The sequence below is a fragment of the Streptosporangium brasiliense genome (assembly GCF_030811595.1).
Lineage (GTDB): Bacteria > Actinomycetota > Actinomycetes > Streptosporangiales > Streptosporangiaceae > Streptosporangium > Streptosporangium brasiliense.
In genome coordinates this window covers 6,989,829-7,009,041 of record NZ_JAUSRB010000002.1, presented here as the reverse complement: position 1 = coordinate 7,009,041, position 19,213 = coordinate 6,989,829, and the positions used below count along the sequence as shown (strand labels likewise).

Below are 19,213 nucleotides of genomic sequence, written 5' to 3'. Positions count from 1 at the left end.
ACCTTTCAGATCTTGCGGCAGTACAGGGCGTCCGGCGTGCCGTACCGGCCGGTGCGGTAGGAGAACGCGATCCCGGCGGCGTACTCGTCGGACGCGCATTGCGCCTTGCGGTAGCCGGAGGCGTAGTCGCCGCCCTCGCCGGAGGAGGGACGGCTGTCGCTCCGGTCGTCCCACAGGGTCCGTCCGGCTCCGGCGAGCGGGATCCGCCCGGGGGCGCACAGCACCGCCGACACCTTGTCGCCGCGCAGGCTGTAGCCGGTCATGAACTGGCCGGTGGGGCACTGGTACTTGGTGAACGTGGACGCCCAGTCGGTCGTGACGTTCTCACTGGTCACCACGGTGGCCGGGCCGGAGGCCCACAGGTCCGCCACTCCGGCGTCGGTGCACAGGCCGCCCTGGCCCTTCTGGCTGATGCCGATCAGGCGCTGGTCGTCCGGGCAGGACAGCTTGTGCGCGCCGGAGTCCCAGTCGCCCCGGGCACGCATCCGCGCGGACTGGTCCGCGTCGGCGTGGATGGCCTGGAGCATGGACCAGGTGCGGACGGGCGCGACCTGTCCGGTGTGCCCGGTGGCGGCGATCAGGCGGCGCCAGTGCGCGGCCCGCCAGTCGTCGGTGTCGAGCACGCTGCGCAGCGCGCCGTCGACGGCGTAGCGGGCGAGCCCCCAGGTGTTGCCCCGGTCGTTCTCCTGGAAGCCGACCATCGGCCAGTACGCGAAGTCGGTGTCGTTGTCGATGAGGAAGTCGACCATGTTGGCGAACCAGGCCTTGTCCTTGTCGGTGGCGGCTTTGCCGACGCCGAACTCGCTGATCCACACAGGGGCGGTGAAGTGCCGGTCCGGGGTGGTCGCCACGTAGGTCGCGGTGTCACGCATGACCGCGAAGAGATCGGAGCGGCTCAGATCCCGGTAGCGATAGTCATGGGTCTCGCCCAGTCCGTCCGCGCCGGTGTGCTGCGGGCCGGTGTAGCCGTAGAAGTGCGCGGCGTAGACGAGCTTGTGCGAGCGGACGAGCGTCTGCGAGAGCGTCGCGACCGGTTTGAGAAGCGGCCTGTCGTGCCAGACACCGTCGACCGGGATGCCCGACCAGTTGATCCCCTCGATCATGATCAACATGTCCGGGTTGGCCTCGGTGAGGATCCGGTCGCCCGCCTGCTGCGCGGCGGCGGCCCAGTCGTGGCCGTCGCCCATGCCCCAGTTGGGGTTGTCCCAGGTATCACGGCGTACCTCGTTGCGGAGGTCGGCGCCGACGACCCGCTTGTTGGCCTGGTACCGCCGCGCCATGAACACCCAGTCGTCCAGCCATTTCTGGGTGGTCTGGCTGCTGTTCCACCGTTCGTTCCCGTCGACGCCGCAGCACCAGCGGGTGGTGGTCGTGTGGTTGTTGAGGATGACGGCGAACCCGTCGGCGGTGAGCGCCTCGACGACCCTGTCGTAGACCTGGAGCGGAGTGAGGCCGCGCAGCTGCGGGTTGGCCGCCACGCCCGCGTCGGTGACCGGACGCGCGTCGGTGATCATCCCGTTGGAGAACGGCAGCCGGATGCTGTTGACGCCGAGCGTATGGAAGTCCGTGATCAGCTTGCTCATCGGGACCCGGTCCAGGCCGAGCGGGACCCGATGGGAGGTCTCCGACGCGTAGTTGTTGGCCGGGTCCTCGTCGTCGCCGCTGCCGGTCCAGGTGCCGCTGGCACCGTGCCAGTTGCCGGACTGCAGTTTGAACCGCTTTCCGGTGGCGTCCACGACGTAGCGGCCCTTGGTGCTGAGAGGTCCTTCCCAGGACGCCGCGAGGGGGGTCGGTGTGTCGGCGGCCGCGGGCTGGGGGAGCGCGGCCAGGCTGCTGAGGGCGGCGGTGAGCACCGCCAGGAACGCTCGTGTTCTCATCAGGTCTCCTCGGAGGGGGAGTGACGCGCGAGAACCGCGACGTCGCGGGGGTGGAGGATGACCTGCTCGACCTCGGGACGCCCGGGGGCGAGCAGATGGTGGAACCGGTGCGGCAGATCGACCGTGCGGGCCTGGGTGGTGTGGTTGAGCAGCAGCAGGAACTCCCGGCCCCCGCCCGAGCGCACCGCGGCCTGCATACCGTCGGGTAGGCCGGGCAGTACCGGCTCGGCGCCGGCCTCGGCGAGCGCCTCGGCCATGACCGCACGCATGACCGTCTCGTCGGGACGGGTGGTGACGTAACGGACCGTGCCCGCGGCGAACCGGTTCCTGGTGACCGCGGGCGTGCCGTCGGGGAAGGCCAGCAGGACGTCCGCGCCCTCGATGCGTACGTCCTCCCGCCACAGATCCGCGGTGCCTTCCGCCAGCGGGAACGTCTCGCCCTCGGCGGCGGGCAGATACTCCTCGACGCGCAGGCCGAGCGCCTCGCGCAGCGGCCCCGGGCAGCCGCCGTGGTGGACCCGGTCGTTGCCGTCCACCACGGAGGTGAAGAACGACACCAGCAGGTGGCCTCCGGCCGAGACGTAGTCGGCCAGCCTCCCCGCGTGCTCCTCGGTGAGGAGATAGAGGTTGGGGACCACGACCAGCTTGTAGCCGGACAGGTCCGCGCCGGGCGGCAGCACGTCCACACCCACACCGAGGTCGAACAGCGGGCCGTAGTGATCCAGTGCCCGGTCGACGGCCTTCAGCCCGTCGGACGGACGGGAGTCCAGTTCGAGCGCCCACCAGCTGTTCCAGTCGAACAGCACGGCCACCTCGTTCGCCACGCGGGTTCCGGCCAGCTCCGGCACCGCGGCCAGTTCGGCGCCCAGAGCGGCGACCTCCCGGAACACCCGGGTGTCCGCACCCCCGTGCGGCACCATCCCGGAGTGGAACTTCTCCGCGCCTCCGCGTGACTGCCGCCATTGGAAGTACAGGACGGCGTCGGCGCCGTGCGCGATCGCCTGCCAGCTCCACAGGCGCATCCGGCCGGGCTCCTTGATCCCGTTGCGCCCCCGCCAGTTGACCGCCGACGGCGCTTGTTCGACCAGGTACCACGGGTCGCCGCCGTGCGCGCCGCGCGCCAGGTCGTAGGCGAGGCCCGCCGCCACGTGCGAGCGCGGCCAGAACGGGTCCGGGTAGCTGTCGAGCCCCACGATGTCCATCCGGTCGGCCCAGGAGTGCAGGTCCACGGGCTTGTGGTGAGCCAGGAAATTGGTCAGGACGGGCACGTCCGGTGTGACCCGTCGCAGGATCGCGGCCTCGAGCTCGAAGCACGCGCGCAGCGCCTCGTTGCTGAACCTCTTGAAGTCCAGTTGCTGGGCCGGGTTGGCGTACGTCGGCGCGAGCCTCGGGGGCAGGATCTGGTCGAACGAGGTGTAGCGCTGGGACCAGAAGTCGGTGCACCAGGCCGCGTTCAGCCGCTCGATGTCGCCGTACCGCGTATGCAGCCAGCGACGGAAGTCACGGGCGGACTCGTCGCAGAAGCACTCTGAGACGTGGCAGCCGTACTCGTTGCCGATGTGCCAGAAGCCCAGGGCAGGGTGGGCCTGGTAGTGCGCGGCGAGCGCCTCGACCAGCCGGGCGGCCCGGTCGCGGTAGACCGGGCTGGACGGGCAGTAGTGCTGGCGGCCGCCCGGCGACAGGACAGTGCCGGACTCGGTGACCGGCAGGATCTCCGGGTGTTCCGTGGCCAGCCACGGCGGCGGTGAGGCGGTCATGGTGGCGAGGTCCACGGTGACCCCCGCCGCCGCCAGCTCGTCCATCACCGCGTCGAAGTAGGAGAAATCGTACGCGCCCGGCGCGGGCTCGACCCGCGCCCATCCGAAGACGCCGACGGTGACCAGGTTGACCCCGGCCTCGGCCATCAGGAGCACGTCCTCGGCGCGGATCTCGTCCGGCCACTGCTCGGGGTTGTAGTCGCCGCCGAATCCCAGGCCGCCCAGGCGGTCGGTGAAACTCATGTACTCAGTCCTTCATTCCGCTGGCGGCGATGCCCTGGACGATGTAGCGCTGCGCGAACAGGAAGACCGCGACCAGCGGGAGGATCGTGACGACGGCTCCGGCGAAGAGCGCGGGCAGGTTGATCGACTGCGAGGTCAGGAAGGTGGACAGCGCGATCTGCGCGGTCCACGACTCCGGGTCCTGGCCGATGACGAGCGGCCAGAGGAAGGCGTTCCAGCTCTCGATGAACGACAGCGTGCCCAGCGAGGCGAGCATGGCACCCGAGTTGGGCAGCGCGAGCCGCCAGTACACGCCCAGATGGCCGAGGCCGTCCAGGCGGCCCGCCTCCTCGATCTCCTGCGGGAACTTCAGGTAGAAGTTGCGGAACAGCAGCACCGAGAACGCGTTGAACAGGCCGGGCGCGATGACACCCCAGAGGGTGTCCACCCCGCCCATCGCGCTGACCAGCACGAAGGTGGGCACGAACGTGGCCGAGGTGGGGATCATCAGGGTCACGACGATGAAGGACATGACGACGCCGCGGCCGGGCACCGAGATGCGGGCCAGGGCGTAGCCGGCCATCGAGCCGAGCAGGGTGGAGACGGGAGCGGTGACGATCGCGATGACGAAGGAGTTCCCGAGTGCGTTGGCCATCGGCACCGACGGGTCGTCGAACAGGTCCGTGAAGCCCTGCAGGGTGAACGGGTCGGGCAGCCAGTGCCAGTCCGGGTCGGTGATCTGCGTCCCGGTCATCAGCGCGGCGCGCAGCACGAAGTAGAAAGGCGCCAGGAACAGTACGGCGGCGAAGCCGACGACCAGGTAGGTCAGGATCGTCACCGGAGTCCTGCGCGTGGTCTTGCGCATGGTCAGTCCTTCCGGCCGAATCCGACGAGACGGCCCTGCAGCAGGGTCACCAGGATGATCAGCAGCGTCAGCAGGAACGCTCCCGCCGAGCCCACGCCGTAGTCCTGGCCCTTGAGCGCCGTGTCGTACAGGAAGACCAGCGGCGGCCGTACGGGGGCGGTGGAGTTGCCGGCGGCGGTGATGAACACGTTGTAGAACTCGTCGAAGGCCTGGAACGCGGCGATGAGGATCAGCATGAGGATCGCCACCGAGGTGTTGCGCAGCATCGGCAGGGTGATGTGCCGGAACTGCGCCCACCGGGACGCGCCGTCCAGGGAGGCCGCCTCGTACAGGTGGACCGGGATGGCCTGGAGACCCGCCAGGAAAAGGATCATGTAGAGGCCGACCTGGAGCCACAGGCGCACCGTGATGATCACGATCCAGTACAGGGGCGGGTCGGTGCTGGCGATCCACGACTGGACGTCCCAGCCGAACAGCCCGCCGATGGTGTTGGCGACGCCGGACGGCAGGCCGTTGAACAGGCTCATCTTCCAGACCAGGGCGGCGACGACGTAGGAGACGGCGGCCGGGATGAGGAAGCTGGTGCGGAAGAAGGCCCGGCCGCGGCGCATCCCGTGCAGCAGCACGGCGAGCCCGAGCGACATGCCGAAGGTCACCGGCACGATGAAGCACGTGAACAGGATGATCCCGGTCATCGAGGACCGGAACGCCTCGTCCTCGAGCAGGAACGCGTAGTTGTCGAAGCCGACCCAGGATCCGAGATCGACGGTGCCGCGCGCCTCGCTGAAACTGAGCAGGAAGCTCCAGCCGATGGCGACGTATTTGAACAGGCCGAGGCCGAGGAGCATGGGCGCGGTCAGCAGGGTGAAAGCGCCCACGGCCTTCCAGTCGGTCCGCCGCCCGCGGCGGCCGGGCCGGACCCCGGCCGGGCGGGCGGCCGTCGCCGTCCGCCCGGTCGTAGCGGTGTCTGACATGGTCAGGCCAGCTGCTTGTCGAGCTCGGCCTGGGCCTTCCCCGCGGCCTCGTCGAGCAGCGACTTGGCGTCGCCCGCGCTCTTGGCGATCTTCAAGACGGCCTGCGCGAACGCGGAGTCCATCGTGGTGTTCCACAGGTTGGAGTAGGCCCTGCTGGTGTTCGCCAGGATGTCGGCGGCGTCCTTCGCCGGGCCCGAGCTGAACTCGGTGGTCTGCGCCGCTACGCTCTTGCGTGCCGGGACGTGGAACCCGTAGCTGACGCACCAGTCCTTCTGCAGGTCCGTCTGCTTGATCCAGAGCCAGTCGAGGTATTTCTTGGCCTCTTCGACGTGCTTGCCCTTGGCGTTCACGGCCGCGAACCAGCCGCCGATGCGGGAGACCGCCTGGCCCGTGTCGCCGAACTTCGGCCACGCGACGACGCCGAAGTCGTCACCGAGCGCCTTCTTGATGGCAGGCATGGCCCACAGACCGCACCACTGCATGGCGGCGGCGCCCTGGACGAACGCAGCCGGGTCGTACCAGTCGGTGGTGAAGTCCAGCAGCAGCGACTTGTCGTCGTGCAGCTGCTTGAGGCCGGCGAGCGCGGCGATGGCCTCGGGCGAGTTGAAGACGACCTTCTTGCCCTCGGGATCGAGCAGGTCGGCGCCGTTGGACCACAGCAGCAGGTACCCCGCGTTGCCGATGCCGTCGGAGCCGACGAACAGGCCCTTCTGCTCCCGGCTGGTGAGCTTCTTGGCGGCCGCGGCCAGCTCGGCGAAAGTCTGCGGCGCGGCGATCCCGGCCTTCTCCAGGACGCTCTTGCGGTAGTACAGGACCATCGCGTCGTCCATCATCTTCAGGCCGTAGAGCTTGCCGTCGGCCGTGGCGGAGTCCAGCGACGCCTTGGAGTACTCGGCCTCCTGTCCCTTGATGATGTCGTCGAGCGGAGCGAGCAGGCCGTTCTTGACGTCGACGTACTGGAAGTCGCCGATCTCGAACAGGTCGGGCGCCTTCGGGGTGAGCAGCGTCGAGTGGAGCTTCGCGGAGTAGTCACCCGCGATCCAGTTGACCTTGATGGCGACGTCCGGGTTGGCCTTGGTGTACTCCTTGGCATACCGGATCACCGCCTGCTGGGTGCCGGCCTCGCCGTAGGCGTGGTACCACTGCTCCAGCGTGACCTTGGCGCCGGCCTTGACGGCGTCGTCCTTGCCGCAAGCCGCGAGCGCCACACCGCCGACGAAGAGGAGTGAGCCGCTCAAGAAGGCGCGGCGGGATGTCAAGGAAGTGCTCATTGGGGGGGTTCCTTCCTGGGGCCGGGCGCCCATCGGCCCACGAGGGCCGGTGTTCCCGGAGACTGTGCTAGGTCGTGATTCGCGGATCCTCTCGGCTCCGCCGTGGCGGAGATCCGCCGATACGCTCCCTAACCTGGGGATGTGACCAGGGACTGGACGGCGACGGCCGCTGCGCCGCGCGCCCATTCCTCGAACGGCAGCGGACGGATGACGAGGCCGCACCGCCCCGCGCTGCCGTAGGCCTGGGCGGAGAACGCCTCTCGGATCGATTCCTCGAACAGGTCGTAGGCGTCGAGTCCCTCGCCGGAGACCACGAGGCTCTCCGGGCCGAGGAGGTTCGCCACCACGGCCAGGCCGAGGCCGATGGCCCGGCCGGCGACGGCGAAGACCTTGCGGAGGACCTGGTCGCCCGAGCGGGCCAGATCGACCGCCTGGTCGATGGTGAGGTCGTCCACTCCCGTGGCGCGGCGAGCCTCGGTGAGCAGTGCCTGGGTGGAGGCCACCGCTTCCAGGCAGCCCGTCGCGCCGCAGTGGCAGCGCGGTCCCTCGACGCCGATCGGCACGTGGCCGATCTCCCCGGACACGCCGAACGCGCCCGAGACGAGACCGCCGTTGACGACGAACGCACTCCCGATGCCGGTGCCGATGGTGACCAGCGCGAAGGAGGACGCGCCGACGCCCGCGCCGAACCACTGCTCGGCGGCGGCGAGGGCCTTGACGTCGTTCTCCAGGGTGGTGGTGAGCCCGGTGGCGTCGTTCAGCAGCGCGGCGAGCGGGACGTCCCGCCAGCCGAGGAAGGGGGAGTAGCGCACGATGCCGGCGGCGCGGTCGACATCGCCGGAGATGGCGACTCCGAGCCGGTGGGTCCGCTCCCGGAATCCGGGCCGCATGTCCAGGAGCTCGGCGACGATCGCGGCGAGGGCCGCGACCACGTCGGTGGGCTCCATGGGGGAGGCGGAGGCGTCGGTCCGCACGTCGAAGCCGGGCACGGCGTGGTGGCGAGTGGCGACGATCCGGGAGCCCAGGTCGGTGACCACGCCGATGAGATCATCGCCGGTGATCTTGATACCGATGAAGTACTCGCGTTCGGGCGCGATCGCCAGCGGGCTGGCGGGCCTGCCGGCGCCGGGCGCCGTCCGCTCGGTGGGGGCCAGTTCCCGCAGGTAGCCCGCCTCGATCAGGGGGCGGGCGGCTTTGGTCACCGCCGCCGACGAGAGGCCGGTGAGCCTGCACACGTCGACCCTGCTCACCGGGCCCCGGGTGAGGACCATGGTGAAGACCGCGCTGGCGGCGGGGCTGGTGATGGGCGCCCCGGAGCCCTGGCTTCTCGGCATGCGAGTCACCGTAGGGTCTAGTAATTAACTTCGTCAAGAATTTAATTCCGCGCGGATCGGCGGTACATTTCCCGGACCGACGCCGCCCCCCCAAGGAGTGCCCCACCGTGATCGAGTACGACCTCCGGCATCGGATCTGGCTGCTCAGCACGCCGACGACCGCGTACGCGCCGGGGCTGGACGACGACGGCACGCCGCGGCACGTGCGCCGGGGACCCCCTCTGACGTTGGAGCAGGCGGCGGCCGGGGCCGAGGAACAGCGGTACAGCTGCTAGGAGGCCTGTTGGCAAGGTCTGCTCCACCAGCCGCCATCTGCGGCGTTCCTGCAGGTAGACGGGGTGGGCTCGGTAAAGGCGGGCTGTTGGTCGGTTAGCTGAGCAGACCCCGTCGGTAGCCCTCACCGACGGCGGCGGCGCGGTCGCGGACGCCGAGTTTGTCGTAGATGTGCAGCAGGTGCGTCTTAATGCTGGCTTCGCTGATGAAGAGCTTGGCGGCCGCCTGGCGGTTGGAGGCGCCGTCGGCGACGAGGGCGAGGACTTGGAGTTCGCGGTCGGTGAGGGCAGCCTTGACCGGTTTGCGTACCTGGCCCATCAGACGTCCGGCGACCGAGGGGGACAGGACCGGCTCGCCGGTGGCTGCGGCGCGGACGGCGCGCAGGAGTTCGTCGGTGGGGGCGTCTTTGAGGAGGTAGCCGGTGGCGCCGGCTTCGATGGCGGGCAGGACGTCGGAGTCGGCGGTCGAAGGTGGTCAGGACGAGGGTCTTGATGTGGGGGTGGGAGTGGCGCAGGGCGGTGATGGCGGTGACGCCGTCCATTTCGGGCATGCGCAGGTCCATGAGGACGATGTCGACCTCGAGTGCGGCGGCGCGTGCTATGCCTTCGCGGCCGTTGGCGGCTTCGCCGGCGACGTGGATGTCGGGTTCGGCTTCGAAGGCGGCACGCAGGCCGTCACGGATGATGGGGTGGTCGTCGACGATGAGGAGGCGGATCACCGGGGGTTTCCTTGGAGCGCGGGGACGGTGGCGCTGACGGCGGTGCCCTCGCCGGGCGTGCTCTCGATTTCGAGGGAGCCGCCGACGCCGCGTAGGCGTTGTCGCATGCTGCTTAGGCCGAATCCTCTGCCGTCGGGGTCGTGGATGCCGGTGCCGTCATCGCGGATGTCGAGCAGGACGACGGCGCCGGTGTAGGAGAGGGTCAGGCCGGCGCGAGTGGCACCCGCGTGCTTGGCGACGTTGGTGAGGGCCTCCTGGGCGACGCGGAAGAGGGTGACCTCAATGGCGGGGCTGAGCGGGATACGGTCGCCTGTGACCTCGACGTGCAGGTCGACGCCGGTGGACTGTGCCCAGTCGCGCGCCAAGGTGGTCATCGCCTCGGGCAGGTGGGCGTCGTCGAGTTGGTGGGGCTGGAGGGCGGCAACGGAACGGCGGGCCCCGGTGAGGCTTTCGCGGGCCAGGTCGAGGGCGAGCGCGACGTGGGTGTCGGAGTCCTCGACGCGCTGGGCGGCGCGTAGCTGGGTGATGATGCCGGTCAGGCCCTGGGCGAGGGTGTCGTGGATCTCGCGGGCCATGCGCTGGCGTTCGTCGAGGATGCCCGCCTCGTGGGCCTGGGTGAGGAGTTGGGCGTGTGCAGGTCGGCGTTCTCCTCCAGGGCGGTCTGCAGGTCGCTGACCGCCTTCTGGTATATGCGCTGGCGGTCCTCGATCTTGATTCCGGCGATGGAGCCGCCGCCGATGGCGACGGTCTGCACGGCGATGATCGCCAGGTAGAAGGCGATGAGCTGGATGGTGGCCTGCGACCAGTCGAGCGTCGAGCCGTACAGGACGAAGGAGGTGGCGGTGACGGCGGCGAAGGTCCACTTGGAGGGGGCGAAGTGGGCGGCCAGGAAGAAGCCGGATATGCAGTAGATGACGAAGATGGGGTCGTGGAAGGCCAGCAATGCCGCGGTGGCCAGGACACCGAGGAAGTGCGCGGTGACCGCCACCCGCCGCCCACGCACGGCGGCGGGCAGGAGGGTGCGGGCGCCGAGGATCCAGACCAGGGCCAGGGCGGTGAGCGCGAGGGTGCGCGGGATCCCGCCCGGGGGCTGCTCAGGGGAGGCCAGGCTGATGACCAGGGAGGTGGCGAGGGTGAGGTAGGGGACGATCTCGATGACGCGCTCGAAGCGCCGTTCCCAGACGGAAGGGGGGAAGGGGCCGTTCATCCGGGGCTTACCCTCCTTTCCGCCTGGTAGTCGACGTGGACGAGCTTAGACGCATCGGGATGAGGATGGCGTAGCCGTACATCAGCAGCCTGATCGCGATCATGAAGATGATGGTCGGCCACTGCCAGATCGGCGGGAGGTGCAGGGCCAGGAACCAGACGCGCTCCTCGACACCCAGGATCTTCATGACCAGGGGGGCCAGGCCCTGCGGGAACAGGGGGAGCCAGGCGATGAGGTAGCTGATCGTGACGCCGATGCGGTGGTGGGTGGGGAGATCGGCGGTGGTGGGCTTGGCGGGTTCGGGGGGCGGGCCGTACTTCATGAGGTTGAGCAGTTCGATCCCGTGGCTCTCCAGCCTGCGGTAGGCGACCTTGCCCAGGCCCCAGGCGCTGAGGACGCCGGTCAGCACGCCGGTGACGACGCCGGCCCAAGGGTCGAGGAGGATGGCGCCGGCCGCGGGCAGGGCGGTGGCGGGGACCGCGAGGAGCACGAGCCAGGCGAGGCTGGTCTCGGCGGTCTCGTCGGCGCCGGTGCTGAGCGGGTTGCCGCCGCGCTTGTGCGGGTCGGTGCCGGGGACGAGCAAGGTGACGGCGAGCAGGACGATGACCCCGGCGCCGCCACCGAGCAGGGCGGGCAGCAGTCCCAGGCCCCACGGCCAGGCCCAGGTCAGGCCGCTGATGAGGGTGCCTGCCAGGGAGAGGACGAGCGCGGCCGGGCCGACGATGACCAACCAGGCCAGCTGGCGGCCGCGGACGTCGGCGCGTTCGGCTCCGGGGGTCATGAGGGTGAGCCACAGGGCGGTGCCGTCGGAGGCGTACAGGTTGGCCGAGGTAGCGGCTCCCATCACGATCGCGATGAGACCCGTGAACGGGACCATGACCCAGGCGTCGATGGTCACGAGCAGGAGGGGCGTGACGACGGCGTATGACAGGGCGGTGGCCAGGAGCTGGATGCGGACCAGGTCACGCCACCAGGCGCGCAGTTCCTTCGCAGCCGCGATCCGGGCGCCGGCCGCCACAGGAAGCGGGCGCGGGGTGCCCCGGCGGGGCGGTACTCCGCCCCGCGCGGCCGAGACGACGCGGCGCGTGAGCAGGCCGGACCAAGCGGCCAGGAGGAGGGCGACCACGGCGGCATTGGCCGCGAGGATGGCCAGGGCGAGGATCCAGGGGGCCTCGATGGCGGCCACGCCCCATCCCGACGGCAGGACGCGGACAAAGAGCTGCGACCACGCGGCGGTATCGGCGCCGCCCAGCGCCGCTACCGGGGCCCAGCCGTTGCTGCACAGGGCGATGGCGGTTCCGGTCACCACGCCGACCGCTGCCGCGGTGGCGCGGGATCTGACGGACAGGCCGATCAGGGCCACGATCACACGGGAGATCATCACCATCGTGATGAGCGTGATGACCGCTGCTGCGAGGCCGATGAGCACACCTGCCGGGCCGAAGCGCCAGCCATACACCGGCAGTGACATCAGGGCGACGAGGTTGACCGCCGGTGCGGGGCCGACGAAGGCTCCGGCGAGCAGTGCCGCCGCGATCCGGCCTGGCGTGGCCGGGAGCATGGAGAAGTACTCGGGGCGCAGGGCTTCGCTGCCACCCCCGATGAAGATGGGGCCGAAGATCCAGCCGGACAGCCAGACCGCCAGCGTGACTGGCAGGTAGACGGGCCACAGGACAGCGACGGCGATCGTCGCGAAGGCCAGGATCAGCCCGAGCGAGACGCCGGTGTAGAGGTTGGAGGCGTTGTCGCCGCGCAGGGAGTTGCGCATGAGCGCCAGCCGCATGCGGATCATGTGCTGTGCCAATGCGGCCGGGGCAGGGGTCAGGAGGTGAGCCATGCCAGCCTCTCCGTCCCTCCGGTGCGGGCGCCGACGAGGTCGACGAAGGCGTCCTCCAGGGTTCCGGCGCCGCGTACGTCGGCCAGCGGCCCGGCGGCTACGACGCGGCCGTCGGAGATGACGCCCACGTGGTCGCAGAGCTGCTCGACGAGGGCCATGACGTGGCTGGAGATGATCACGGAGCCGCCGTTGCCCACGAACCTGCGCAGGATGGCCCTGATCGTGGCTGCGGAGACGGGGTCGACGGCCTCGAAGGGCTCGTCCAGGACGAGCAGGCGGGGCGCGTGCAGGAGGGCGACGGCCAGGCCGATCTTCTTGCGCATGCCGGTGGAGTATTCGATGACCAGGGTCCGCTCGGCGGAGTCGAGTTCGAGGACCTGGAGGAGTTCGTCGGTGCGCTCGGCGACGACGGCGGGCGGCAGGCCGCGCAGCAGGCCGAGGTAGGTGAGGACTTCGCGGCCGGTGAGTCGTTCCGGCATGGCGTTGCCGTCGGGCAGCACGCCGATCAGTCCCTTGGCCTGGACGGTGTCACGCCAGACGTCGACGCCGAAGATCTCGGCGCTGCCGGAGTCGGGGCGGAGCAGGCCGACGGCCATGGCCAGGGTGGTGGTCTTGCCGGCTCGGTTGGGGCCGACCAGGCCGTAGAAGGATCCGGCGGGGACGGTGAGGTGGATGTCGTCGACGGCCAGGTGGTCGCCGAAGGCTTTGCGGAGTCCGGTGGTGCGGAGGGCGGGCTCCCGGTGTGTTGGCATGCCTTGAGAATCGCGCGGGGGCGGGGGTGACGGATCGTCCGTACGGGGAGCGGGGTGGTGGATTACGGCATCAACCGATCGGTTGATACGGGCAAGCAGCGGCTGGTGCGTGGCGATGTCCGCCGGCACATGTTCTGCCGGCTCGACCAGCGCTTGGCCACCTCCCGCAGGCCTACCGTCTCCAGCACCTCGTTCACCCGGTTCGCGGGGATGCCGTTGCTCTGGGCGATGGCCGGCAGGTGGTTGCGCGCGCTGCGCCCGCTGCGCACGGCCTTGGCGTCCAGTAGCGCGCCGACCTTGCGCAGGGGATGCTTCAACTAGTGGTATGGCCGGCCGTCTATGAGCACCGACCCGACCGAGGGCCGGTCGAGTCCGAGGATCATGCGCATGGTCGTGGATTTCCCGGCTCCGTTCAGGACCAGGGACCCGGTCACCTGACCGGGCTCGACGTCGAACGTCAGGTCGGCGACCGCGGCGACCCCGCCGTAGTGCTTGCTCAGATTCGCTGCTCGGACCGCGTTCATGATCCAAGGCTGCCGTCGCCGGCGGTCGTTTTCGTCGCGCCCGGGGACGGTTCTCGGGCGAGGACTCCGGGATCCTGTTCCTACTCTCCAGGTTGGACCAACGCCGCCTCGTAGGCGACGATGACGGCCTGCGCCCGGTCCCTGACGCCTATCTTGGCGAACAGGCTCGTCACGTGGTTTTTGACGGTCGACGGGGAGACGGTCAGGTCAGCGGCGATCTCCGAGTTCGAACGGCCCCGGGCGATCAAGATGAGGATTTCCCGTTCCCTGTCGGTCAGCCCGGCCGGTTCGGCGGGCATCGTCCTTGGGCGCGAGGTGCGGACGAACGTGCCGATGAGCCTGGTCAGCAGGCGCGGCGCGACGGCTGACTCGCCGCGGTGCACCACGCGTACGCCCTCGACGAGCTCCTCGAAGGAGATGTCCTTGGGCAGGAAGCCGTCGGCGCCGGCCCTCAGTGCCGCGACCACGTTCTCGTCCAGGTCGAACGTGCTCAGCGCGAGCACCCGGACGCCCGGCAGCTGCGCGGTGATCAGCTCGGTGGCGCGCACGCCGTCCAGGCCGGGCATGTGCAGGTCCATGAGCACCACGTCCGGCCGGAGGTTCCTGCTCAGTTCCACCGCCTCCGCGCCGTCGGCGGCCTCGCCGACCACGCTGAGGTCGGGCTGGGCGTCCAGCATCAGCTTGAAGCCCTTGCGTACCAGCGCGTGGTCGTCGGCCAGTAGAACTCTGATCACGATCTCTCCAGGGGGATGCGGGCGTGCACCCGGAAACCGCCTTCTGGGCGCGGGCCCGTGGACAGCCGGCCACCGCATAACGCCACCCGCTCGGCCATGCCGACGAGTCCGAACCCCGGCGTGCTGGTCTGCCTCGCCAGGCCGTCGTCGATCACCTCGACCTCCACCGCGGCCGGCTCGTACGCCAGACGCACGCCGGCCTTGGCGCTGACGGCGTGCTTGCGCGTGTTGGTCAGCGCCTCCTGCACGATGCGGTAGACGGCGTGGTCCACCGCGGCGGGCAGCTCGACGGGCTCGCCGGTCACCGTCAAGTTGGCGGGCAATCCCGACGACCTGGCCTCCTTGATCAGTACGGGCAGCCGCTCCGCGCCCACCCCCGTCGCGGCGTCCGGTCCTTCGTTGTCATCGGCCCTGAGCACGTCGAGCAGGCGGCGCATCTCCGACATCGCCTGGCGCGCCGTCTGCTCGGCGCTCTCCAGAGCGTCCTTGGTGACCTCCTGCCCGGGTGGGAGCGTGGCCCGTGCGCCGCCGACCAGGGCGTTGATCACGGTGATGTGGTGGGCGACCACGTCGTGCAGTTCCCTGGCGATGCGCCGCCGCTCGGCGCGCACGGCGGCGTCGGCGGTCTCCTGCCTGCTGCGTTCGTTGAGCTCGGTCCTGAGCCGGACGAACTGGCCGATGCCCACGGGCACTGAAACGGCGAACAGGGACCACAACCAGCCGCCCGCCGCGACGTGGAACAGTTCCGCAGCGATCACGTAGACGACGAAGAGGGTCGCCGATGTGATCAATGTCGGGCGGCCGGTCGTGTAGCGCCCCAGGCTGTAGTACGCGACGATCGAGGGCAGGCTCGTCACGCTGGAGACGGGCAGCAACTGCGTCGCGATGCTTACGATGCCCAGCGCGGCTGTCAGCCCGGCGGTCCAGATCGGCCGGCCACGCCTCATCAGCAGGCACAGGGAACCCACCACTTGGAGCCCGGCGGTCAGCGTCGCCCGCGTCTCACCCTGGACCAGCAGGGCGATCATGCCCACGAGCACCGGGACGGGGAGCACGATCACCAGCGTCGTGTCGAAGACCCGGGGCCGTCCGAAGAAACGCACGATCCTCATGTAGTTTCGGGCCACGCGCACGCTGAAATTCTCCCTGAGTCACGTGACTTCGCCGTGCACCTGGCTGCAACGCGGTGTCTGTGCTGCGGTGACTAGTCGAAGGGAATGCCATCGAAGGTGCCGGACAAGGCCGGCCGGGTGGAGAACGCCGTCCAGGTCAGCGTCACCTCATGGGTGCGCCTGCCGGTCTCGGCCGTGAGGGTTGCGGTGGCACGACCGTCCTGCGTGAGCTTGATCGGTCCGCTGACCCGCAGGTCGCGTACGAACCGCACCCCGTCGAGCGTGATGTCCTGGCCGAAGGCGACCTGGCCGCCGCGTAGCCCCGGCTCGTTCGGCCGCCCGAAGTAGTAGAAGGCGTGCGGATTGCGGCGGGCGGTGGCGTCGGCGGCGGTGGCGAAGGCGGCCGCGAGGATCCGCCGCTGGCCGCGGCTGAGCTTGCGGGCCGGGTGCGGCGCCATGTCCCTGAGCTTTTGGGGAAATGCGCCGACGGCGCGGTAGTTCTCGCCGGTGCATTTCCGGTCGACCACCTGCTTGGTGGTCAGGAAGGTACGCAGCATGCCGCGCACGCAGTCACCCATCGGCGACGGGAAAAAGGATTGCGCGTGGATCCCGAACGGAATGCGGATGACGGTCGCGTTTGGGAAGACCTGAAGCGAACGCGCTACCTCTGCGGGGCGGTTGACGTCGAAGTCCCCTGCCACCACCAGGATGGGGATGTTGGGCAGCGCCTGTCCTGGCGGGCGAGGCGGGCTGTGTCGTGGGGTCGGCCAGTTGATACACCACTCCTGGCCGGCGACCGCCTCGGTGGGGAAGACGTCGGTGGGCTGATAGGGCGCCATCGGGCGTTCCCGCTCATAGTACCGCTCGGCCTGCGCTTGGCGCTCGGCTGCTGATGCCAGCCGGTTGAAGGGGAAGGAGCCGTCGCCGCAGCGAAAGCCCAGATATCCGGCAAGCCACGGAGGGGTGAACGGCGGGATGGTCTTGGGGATCAGCCGGGCCAGGCGGCGTAGTGGAGCCGGGTCACCGTTGAGGTAGGCGTGTGCGGCCGCGACGTTCTCCCGGCCGAGCACCGCTTCGGCTGGCTCACGGAGCGTGAGTGCTTGCTGCATCGTCACCTCCGGGTCGGGCTGCTCTCGCAGCCGGTCCACCAGCCTCGTCCAGGTACCGGAGGCTTTGCCGGGCAGCGCGTCGCATGCCTTCGAGCGCCCGCAGACGAGATCGAGGTAGTCGAGCCGGGCGTCGAACGACCAGTCCGCGTATCCGTCGCGGCCGATGACCACGGTGCTGTCCAGGAAGATCGCGTCCAGGCTGTTCGGGTACCGGGCCGCATACGCCTGGGCGTACAGGGTGCCGTAGGAGTTGCCGAAGTAGCTCATCTTGCCCAGGCCGAGCGCTCGCCGTACCGCGTCGAGGTCGTGCGAGGCCTGGTCGGCGGTGAAGTACGCGCCCCGCGCACCCACGCTCTTGGCGCAGGCGGCAACGGTCTCCGGCTTGAAAGGGTCGGCGCCCGAGCACAGCAGCGGCGAGGACTTGCCTATCCCACGCGGATCCATGACCAGCAGGTTCTTCCGGTCAAGGACAGACCCGAGAACTTGTTGGATCGCGGGTGTCTCCGGCAGAGCCGGTTGTGGCCCGCCGCGGTTGGCCGCCACCGTCCCGTCGGCGTCCTTGGCCGGGATGAAGGTGAAGGCTACGGAGATACGTTCGGAGGAGGGGTTTTCCCAATCGAGGGGGACTTCGATAGTGCCGTCGCAGCGTGTGGTCGCGGTCGCGCACTCATGCAGTTCGGTCGGAGGCGTCGGTGCGCCGGGCAACAGGGCCGTGGCCAGTACGAGTCCTAAGGCTTTTGCGATCATGCCGACAGTCTCGTTTCCAGTGCTCCGGGTTTCGTCGGCCTCTCGGAGGATCCGCTCTGGGACCCTGCTCCCAGAGCCGTCAGCGACCGTGTGACGATCTCGGCACAACACCCCTGTGCTGACGGCGAGCCGACAGGCAGCAAGACCATCGAGGTCCGCGTCCAGTATCCCAACCTGCGCACCCCCAAGGCCGGCGACCACATCCGATCCGTATGCGGTCGCGACAACACCGGGTCGGAGAGGGTCGCCCGCGGATCCGCTGGTCAGACACGGCGGATAGGGAAGTCATCGCTGTTGACCGGGCGGACGTAGCCGGCCGGGCCGTACGACGGCCAGAGCCGGTAGGCGCACTTGTAGCAGTCGGTGTGCAGGTGCCAATCGGCCGTCTTGGTCGTCGCCGTGGCGTGCTCGGGAATCTCGGAACCGCACGCGGTGCGGGTGCCGTCCAGACTCACGTGCACCTTCACCGAAGTGCGCTGCTCGGTCTCGGTGCAGCGGCCGTCGACGCGGCGCCACACCGGCCGGGTCCAGGTGACGATCGGTCATCACCACCGGCCCGTGCTCGGCGGGACCGGCCTCAAATGGGGAAGCGGGCTGAGGGACCAGGGGGACGGCCAGGCGGAGATCGTAGAGTTCAGTACGCCAGCGATCACCGGCGAATGTCTGGATCCACCACCCGGCCGGGGCTGCGGCGTCGCCGGGACGCAATCCAGCCGCGTGGAGCTGGCCGACGGACTTGGCCCTCCGCTTGCGAACGTGTCCCCAGCCGCCAGGTACCTCCGTGACTATGCGGGCTCGCCGTATTCGGCGACGTATGCCGCGTAGTTCTCCGCGATGATGGCCCGCCCGGCCTCTGCGGCCTGCCCGTAGCTTCCAGCGAAAAACCAACGTTAAGGCGCATTGATCAGCTTCGTGGGCTGGCCCGGTAGTGTTTCGGTCCGTTTGGTGCCGGTCGATACCTAACCGAGTGCCGGCGGGTGCTCGGCTGGACGGCGTCCCCAGGCCGAGATCAGCGGCGCGAGCGTCAGGTCGAGTTTGCCCGCGTGGATGGCGGCCAAGTGCGCGTCGATCTCGGCGTCGTCGGCCAGGCCGGCCGCGAGCAGTTCGCCGCGCACGTGCCGGATGGTCGCCGCCTCCAGCCGGTCGCAGGCCAGCCCGCCGACCGGGAAAGAGCCCGCCGCGGCGACATCCACCAAGCCGGCCTCACGCAATGCCCGCGGCAGTGTCCGGCCGTAGCGCAGGTCCGCGCCGCGGCGCGTCAGCAGCTCCCGGACCGCCTCGCGCAGCCGGTTGGCCCGCCGCTGCGCCGGGCCGCTGTCGTCCAGGCATGCCAGTGGCTGCAGAGCGGTATCGGCGTCCTCGACCAGCAGCCAGCCGCCGGGCCGCAGTGCCGCCGCCATCGTGGCCAACGCCCGAGCCCGGTCGGGTACATGGACCAGCACGAGCCGGGCGTGCACCAGATCGAACGTCCCCGGCTCCGGGGGCGGATCAGCGGCGACGTCGTGCCGGCGCACCTCGTACCCGCCGCCTGCCTTCAGCCACGACGGGTCGATGTCCGTGGCCAGCACGTGCCCGGTCGGACCGACGGCCGCCGCGAGCGCCTCCGGGATACTGCGGCCACCGGCCCCCACCTCCCAGCAGCGCGAGCCAACCTTGACCCCCAGTCGATCGAAGTGCCCCCGCGTCACACCGTCGAACAGCTCGGCCAGCCAGACGAATCGCTCGCCCGCCTCGGCTCGCGCGTTGTCCAGCAGGTACCCGCGGGCGGGAGCGGACTCTCCACCGAGCGCGGTAGTCCCGCCTATCGGATTCGGTCGGCCACTGACGTGCGGCGGGCGGGGCGAGGAGGTCATCACTACATGGTCACCTCCCCGGACCACCAGCACCACGACGACAGGAG

The 19,213-nt window shown here is 69.8% G+C and carries 18 protein-coding genes and 1 pseudogene; 1 reads left to right on the top strand and 18 read right to left on the bottom strand.

The genetic code is table 11. The features are described from left to right. Window positions 1-5: 5 nt before the first annotated feature. From J2S55_RS40810 to J2S55_RS40785, 6 genes are all read right to left on the bottom strand, one after another. On the bottom strand, window positions 6-1,877 hold the full coding sequence (locus J2S55_RS40810; protein ID WP_306872327.1) for a glycoside hydrolase family 5 protein: 1,872 nt from the start codon (window positions 1,875-1,877) through the stop codon (window positions 6-8). Further along, complete coding sequence (locus J2S55_RS40805) at window positions 1,877-3,877, bottom strand: beta-galactosidase (RefSeq protein ID WP_306872325.1); 2,001 nt, start codon at window positions 3,875-3,877, stop codon at window positions 1,877-1,879. Before J2S55_RS40805 ends, J2S55_RS40810 begins: the two co-directional genes overlap by 1 nt. 4 nt (window positions 3,878-3,881) lie before the next feature. Continuing rightward, complete coding sequence (locus J2S55_RS40800; protein WP_306872322.1) at window positions 3,882-4,721, bottom strand: carbohydrate ABC transporter permease; 840 nt, start codon at window positions 4,719-4,721, stop codon at window positions 3,882-3,884. Window positions 4,722-4,723: 2 nt separating this feature from the next. After that, entirely contained in the window at window positions 4,724-5,695 is a 972-nt protein-coding gene (locus tag J2S55_RS40795) for a carbohydrate ABC transporter permease (protein ID WP_306872319.1), read from the bottom strand. A 2-nt stretch (window positions 5,696-5,697) separates the two neighbouring features. Continuing rightward, a complete protein-coding gene (locus J2S55_RS40790; protein ID WP_306872317.1) occupies window positions 5,698-6,966 on the bottom strand; it encodes an ABC transporter substrate-binding protein in 1,269 nt (422 codons plus the stop codon). A 128-nt stretch (window positions 6,967-7,094) separates the two neighbouring features. Next, window positions 7,095-8,300 carry an ROK family protein gene (locus tag J2S55_RS40785; RefSeq protein ID WP_306872314.1) on the bottom strand — a complete coding sequence of 402 codons (1,206 nt, stop codon included), beginning with the start codon at window positions 8,298-8,300 and terminating at the stop codon, window positions 7,095-7,097. 107 nt (window positions 8,301-8,407) lie between these two features. Here J2S55_RS40785 and J2S55_RS40780 point away from each other — a divergent pair, with 107 nt between their 5' ends. Further along, window positions 8,408-8,575 (top strand): hypothetical protein, encoded by a 168-nt coding sequence (locus tag J2S55_RS40780; protein ID WP_306872313.1) that lies wholly within the window; start codon window positions 8,408-8,410, stop codon window positions 8,573-8,575. A 94-nt stretch (window positions 8,576-8,669) separates the two neighbouring features. On the opposite strand, the pseudogene J2S55_RS40775 reads toward J2S55_RS40780, so the two are convergent. From J2S55_RS40775 to J2S55_RS40725, 12 genes and pseudogenes are all read right to left on the bottom strand, one after another. Beyond that, a pseudogene (locus J2S55_RS40775) lies at window positions 8,670-9,291 on the bottom strand (response regulator). Further along, complete coding sequence (locus J2S55_RS40770; protein WP_306872311.1) at window positions 9,288-9,866, bottom strand: sensor histidine kinase; 579 nt, start codon at window positions 9,864-9,866, stop codon at window positions 9,288-9,290. Before J2S55_RS40770 ends, J2S55_RS40775 begins: the two are co-directional and overlap by 4 nt. Next, complete coding sequence (locus J2S55_RS40765) at window positions 9,827-10,498, bottom strand: hypothetical protein (RefSeq protein ID WP_306872309.1); 672 nt, start codon at window positions 10,496-10,498, stop codon at window positions 9,827-9,829. The genes J2S55_RS40770 and J2S55_RS40765 overlap by 40 nt, the downstream gene beginning before the upstream one ends. Window positions 10,499-10,505: 7 nt before the next feature. Then, complete coding sequence (locus J2S55_RS40760; protein WP_306872308.1) at window positions 10,506-12,335, bottom strand: hypothetical protein; 1,830 nt, start codon at window positions 12,333-12,335, stop codon at window positions 10,506-10,508. Further along, window positions 12,320-13,087, bottom strand: coding sequence for an ABC transporter ATP-binding protein (locus J2S55_RS40755; protein WP_306872306.1), 768 nt, complete (start codon window positions 13,085-13,087; stop codon window positions 12,320-12,322). The genes J2S55_RS40760 and J2S55_RS40755 overlap by 16 nt, the downstream gene beginning before the upstream one ends. Before the next feature lie 62 nt (window positions 13,088-13,149). Next, entirely contained in the window at window positions 13,150-13,404 is a 255-nt protein-coding gene (locus J2S55_RS48500) for a hypothetical protein (protein WP_370879749.1), read from the bottom strand. Beyond that, window positions 13,405-13,611, bottom strand: a complete 207-nt coding sequence (locus J2S55_RS48495; RefSeq protein ID WP_370879748.1) for an ATP-binding cassette domain-containing protein — start codon at window positions 13,609-13,611, stop codon at window positions 13,405-13,407. 80 nt (window positions 13,612-13,691) lie between these two features. Further along, entirely contained in the window at window positions 13,692-14,345 is a 654-nt protein-coding gene (locus J2S55_RS40745) for a response regulator (RefSeq protein WP_306872304.1), read from the bottom strand. After that, on the bottom strand, window positions 14,342-15,478 hold the full coding sequence (locus tag J2S55_RS40740) for a sensor histidine kinase (protein ID WP_306872301.1): 1,137 nt from the start codon (window positions 15,476-15,478) through the stop codon (window positions 14,342-14,344). Before J2S55_RS40740 ends, J2S55_RS40745 begins: the two co-directional genes overlap by 4 nt. Window positions 15,479-15,549: 71 nt before the next feature. Then, complete coding sequence (locus J2S55_RS40735; RefSeq protein ID WP_306872298.1) at window positions 15,550-17,313, bottom strand: alpha/beta fold hydrolase; 1,764 nt, start codon at window positions 17,311-17,313, stop codon at window positions 15,550-15,552. A gap of 263 nt (window positions 17,314-17,576) precedes the next feature. Continuing rightward, entirely contained in the window at window positions 17,577-17,831 is a 255-nt protein-coding gene (locus J2S55_RS40730; protein WP_306872297.1) for a hypothetical protein, read from the bottom strand. 441 nt (window positions 17,832-18,272) lie between these two features. After that, window positions 18,273-19,166 carry a methyltransferase domain-containing protein gene (locus tag J2S55_RS40725; protein ID WP_306872295.1) on the bottom strand — a complete coding sequence of 298 codons (894 nt, stop codon included), beginning with the start codon at window positions 19,164-19,166 and terminating at the stop codon, window positions 18,273-18,275. Between the last annotated feature and the right edge of the window lie 47 nt (window positions 19,167-19,213).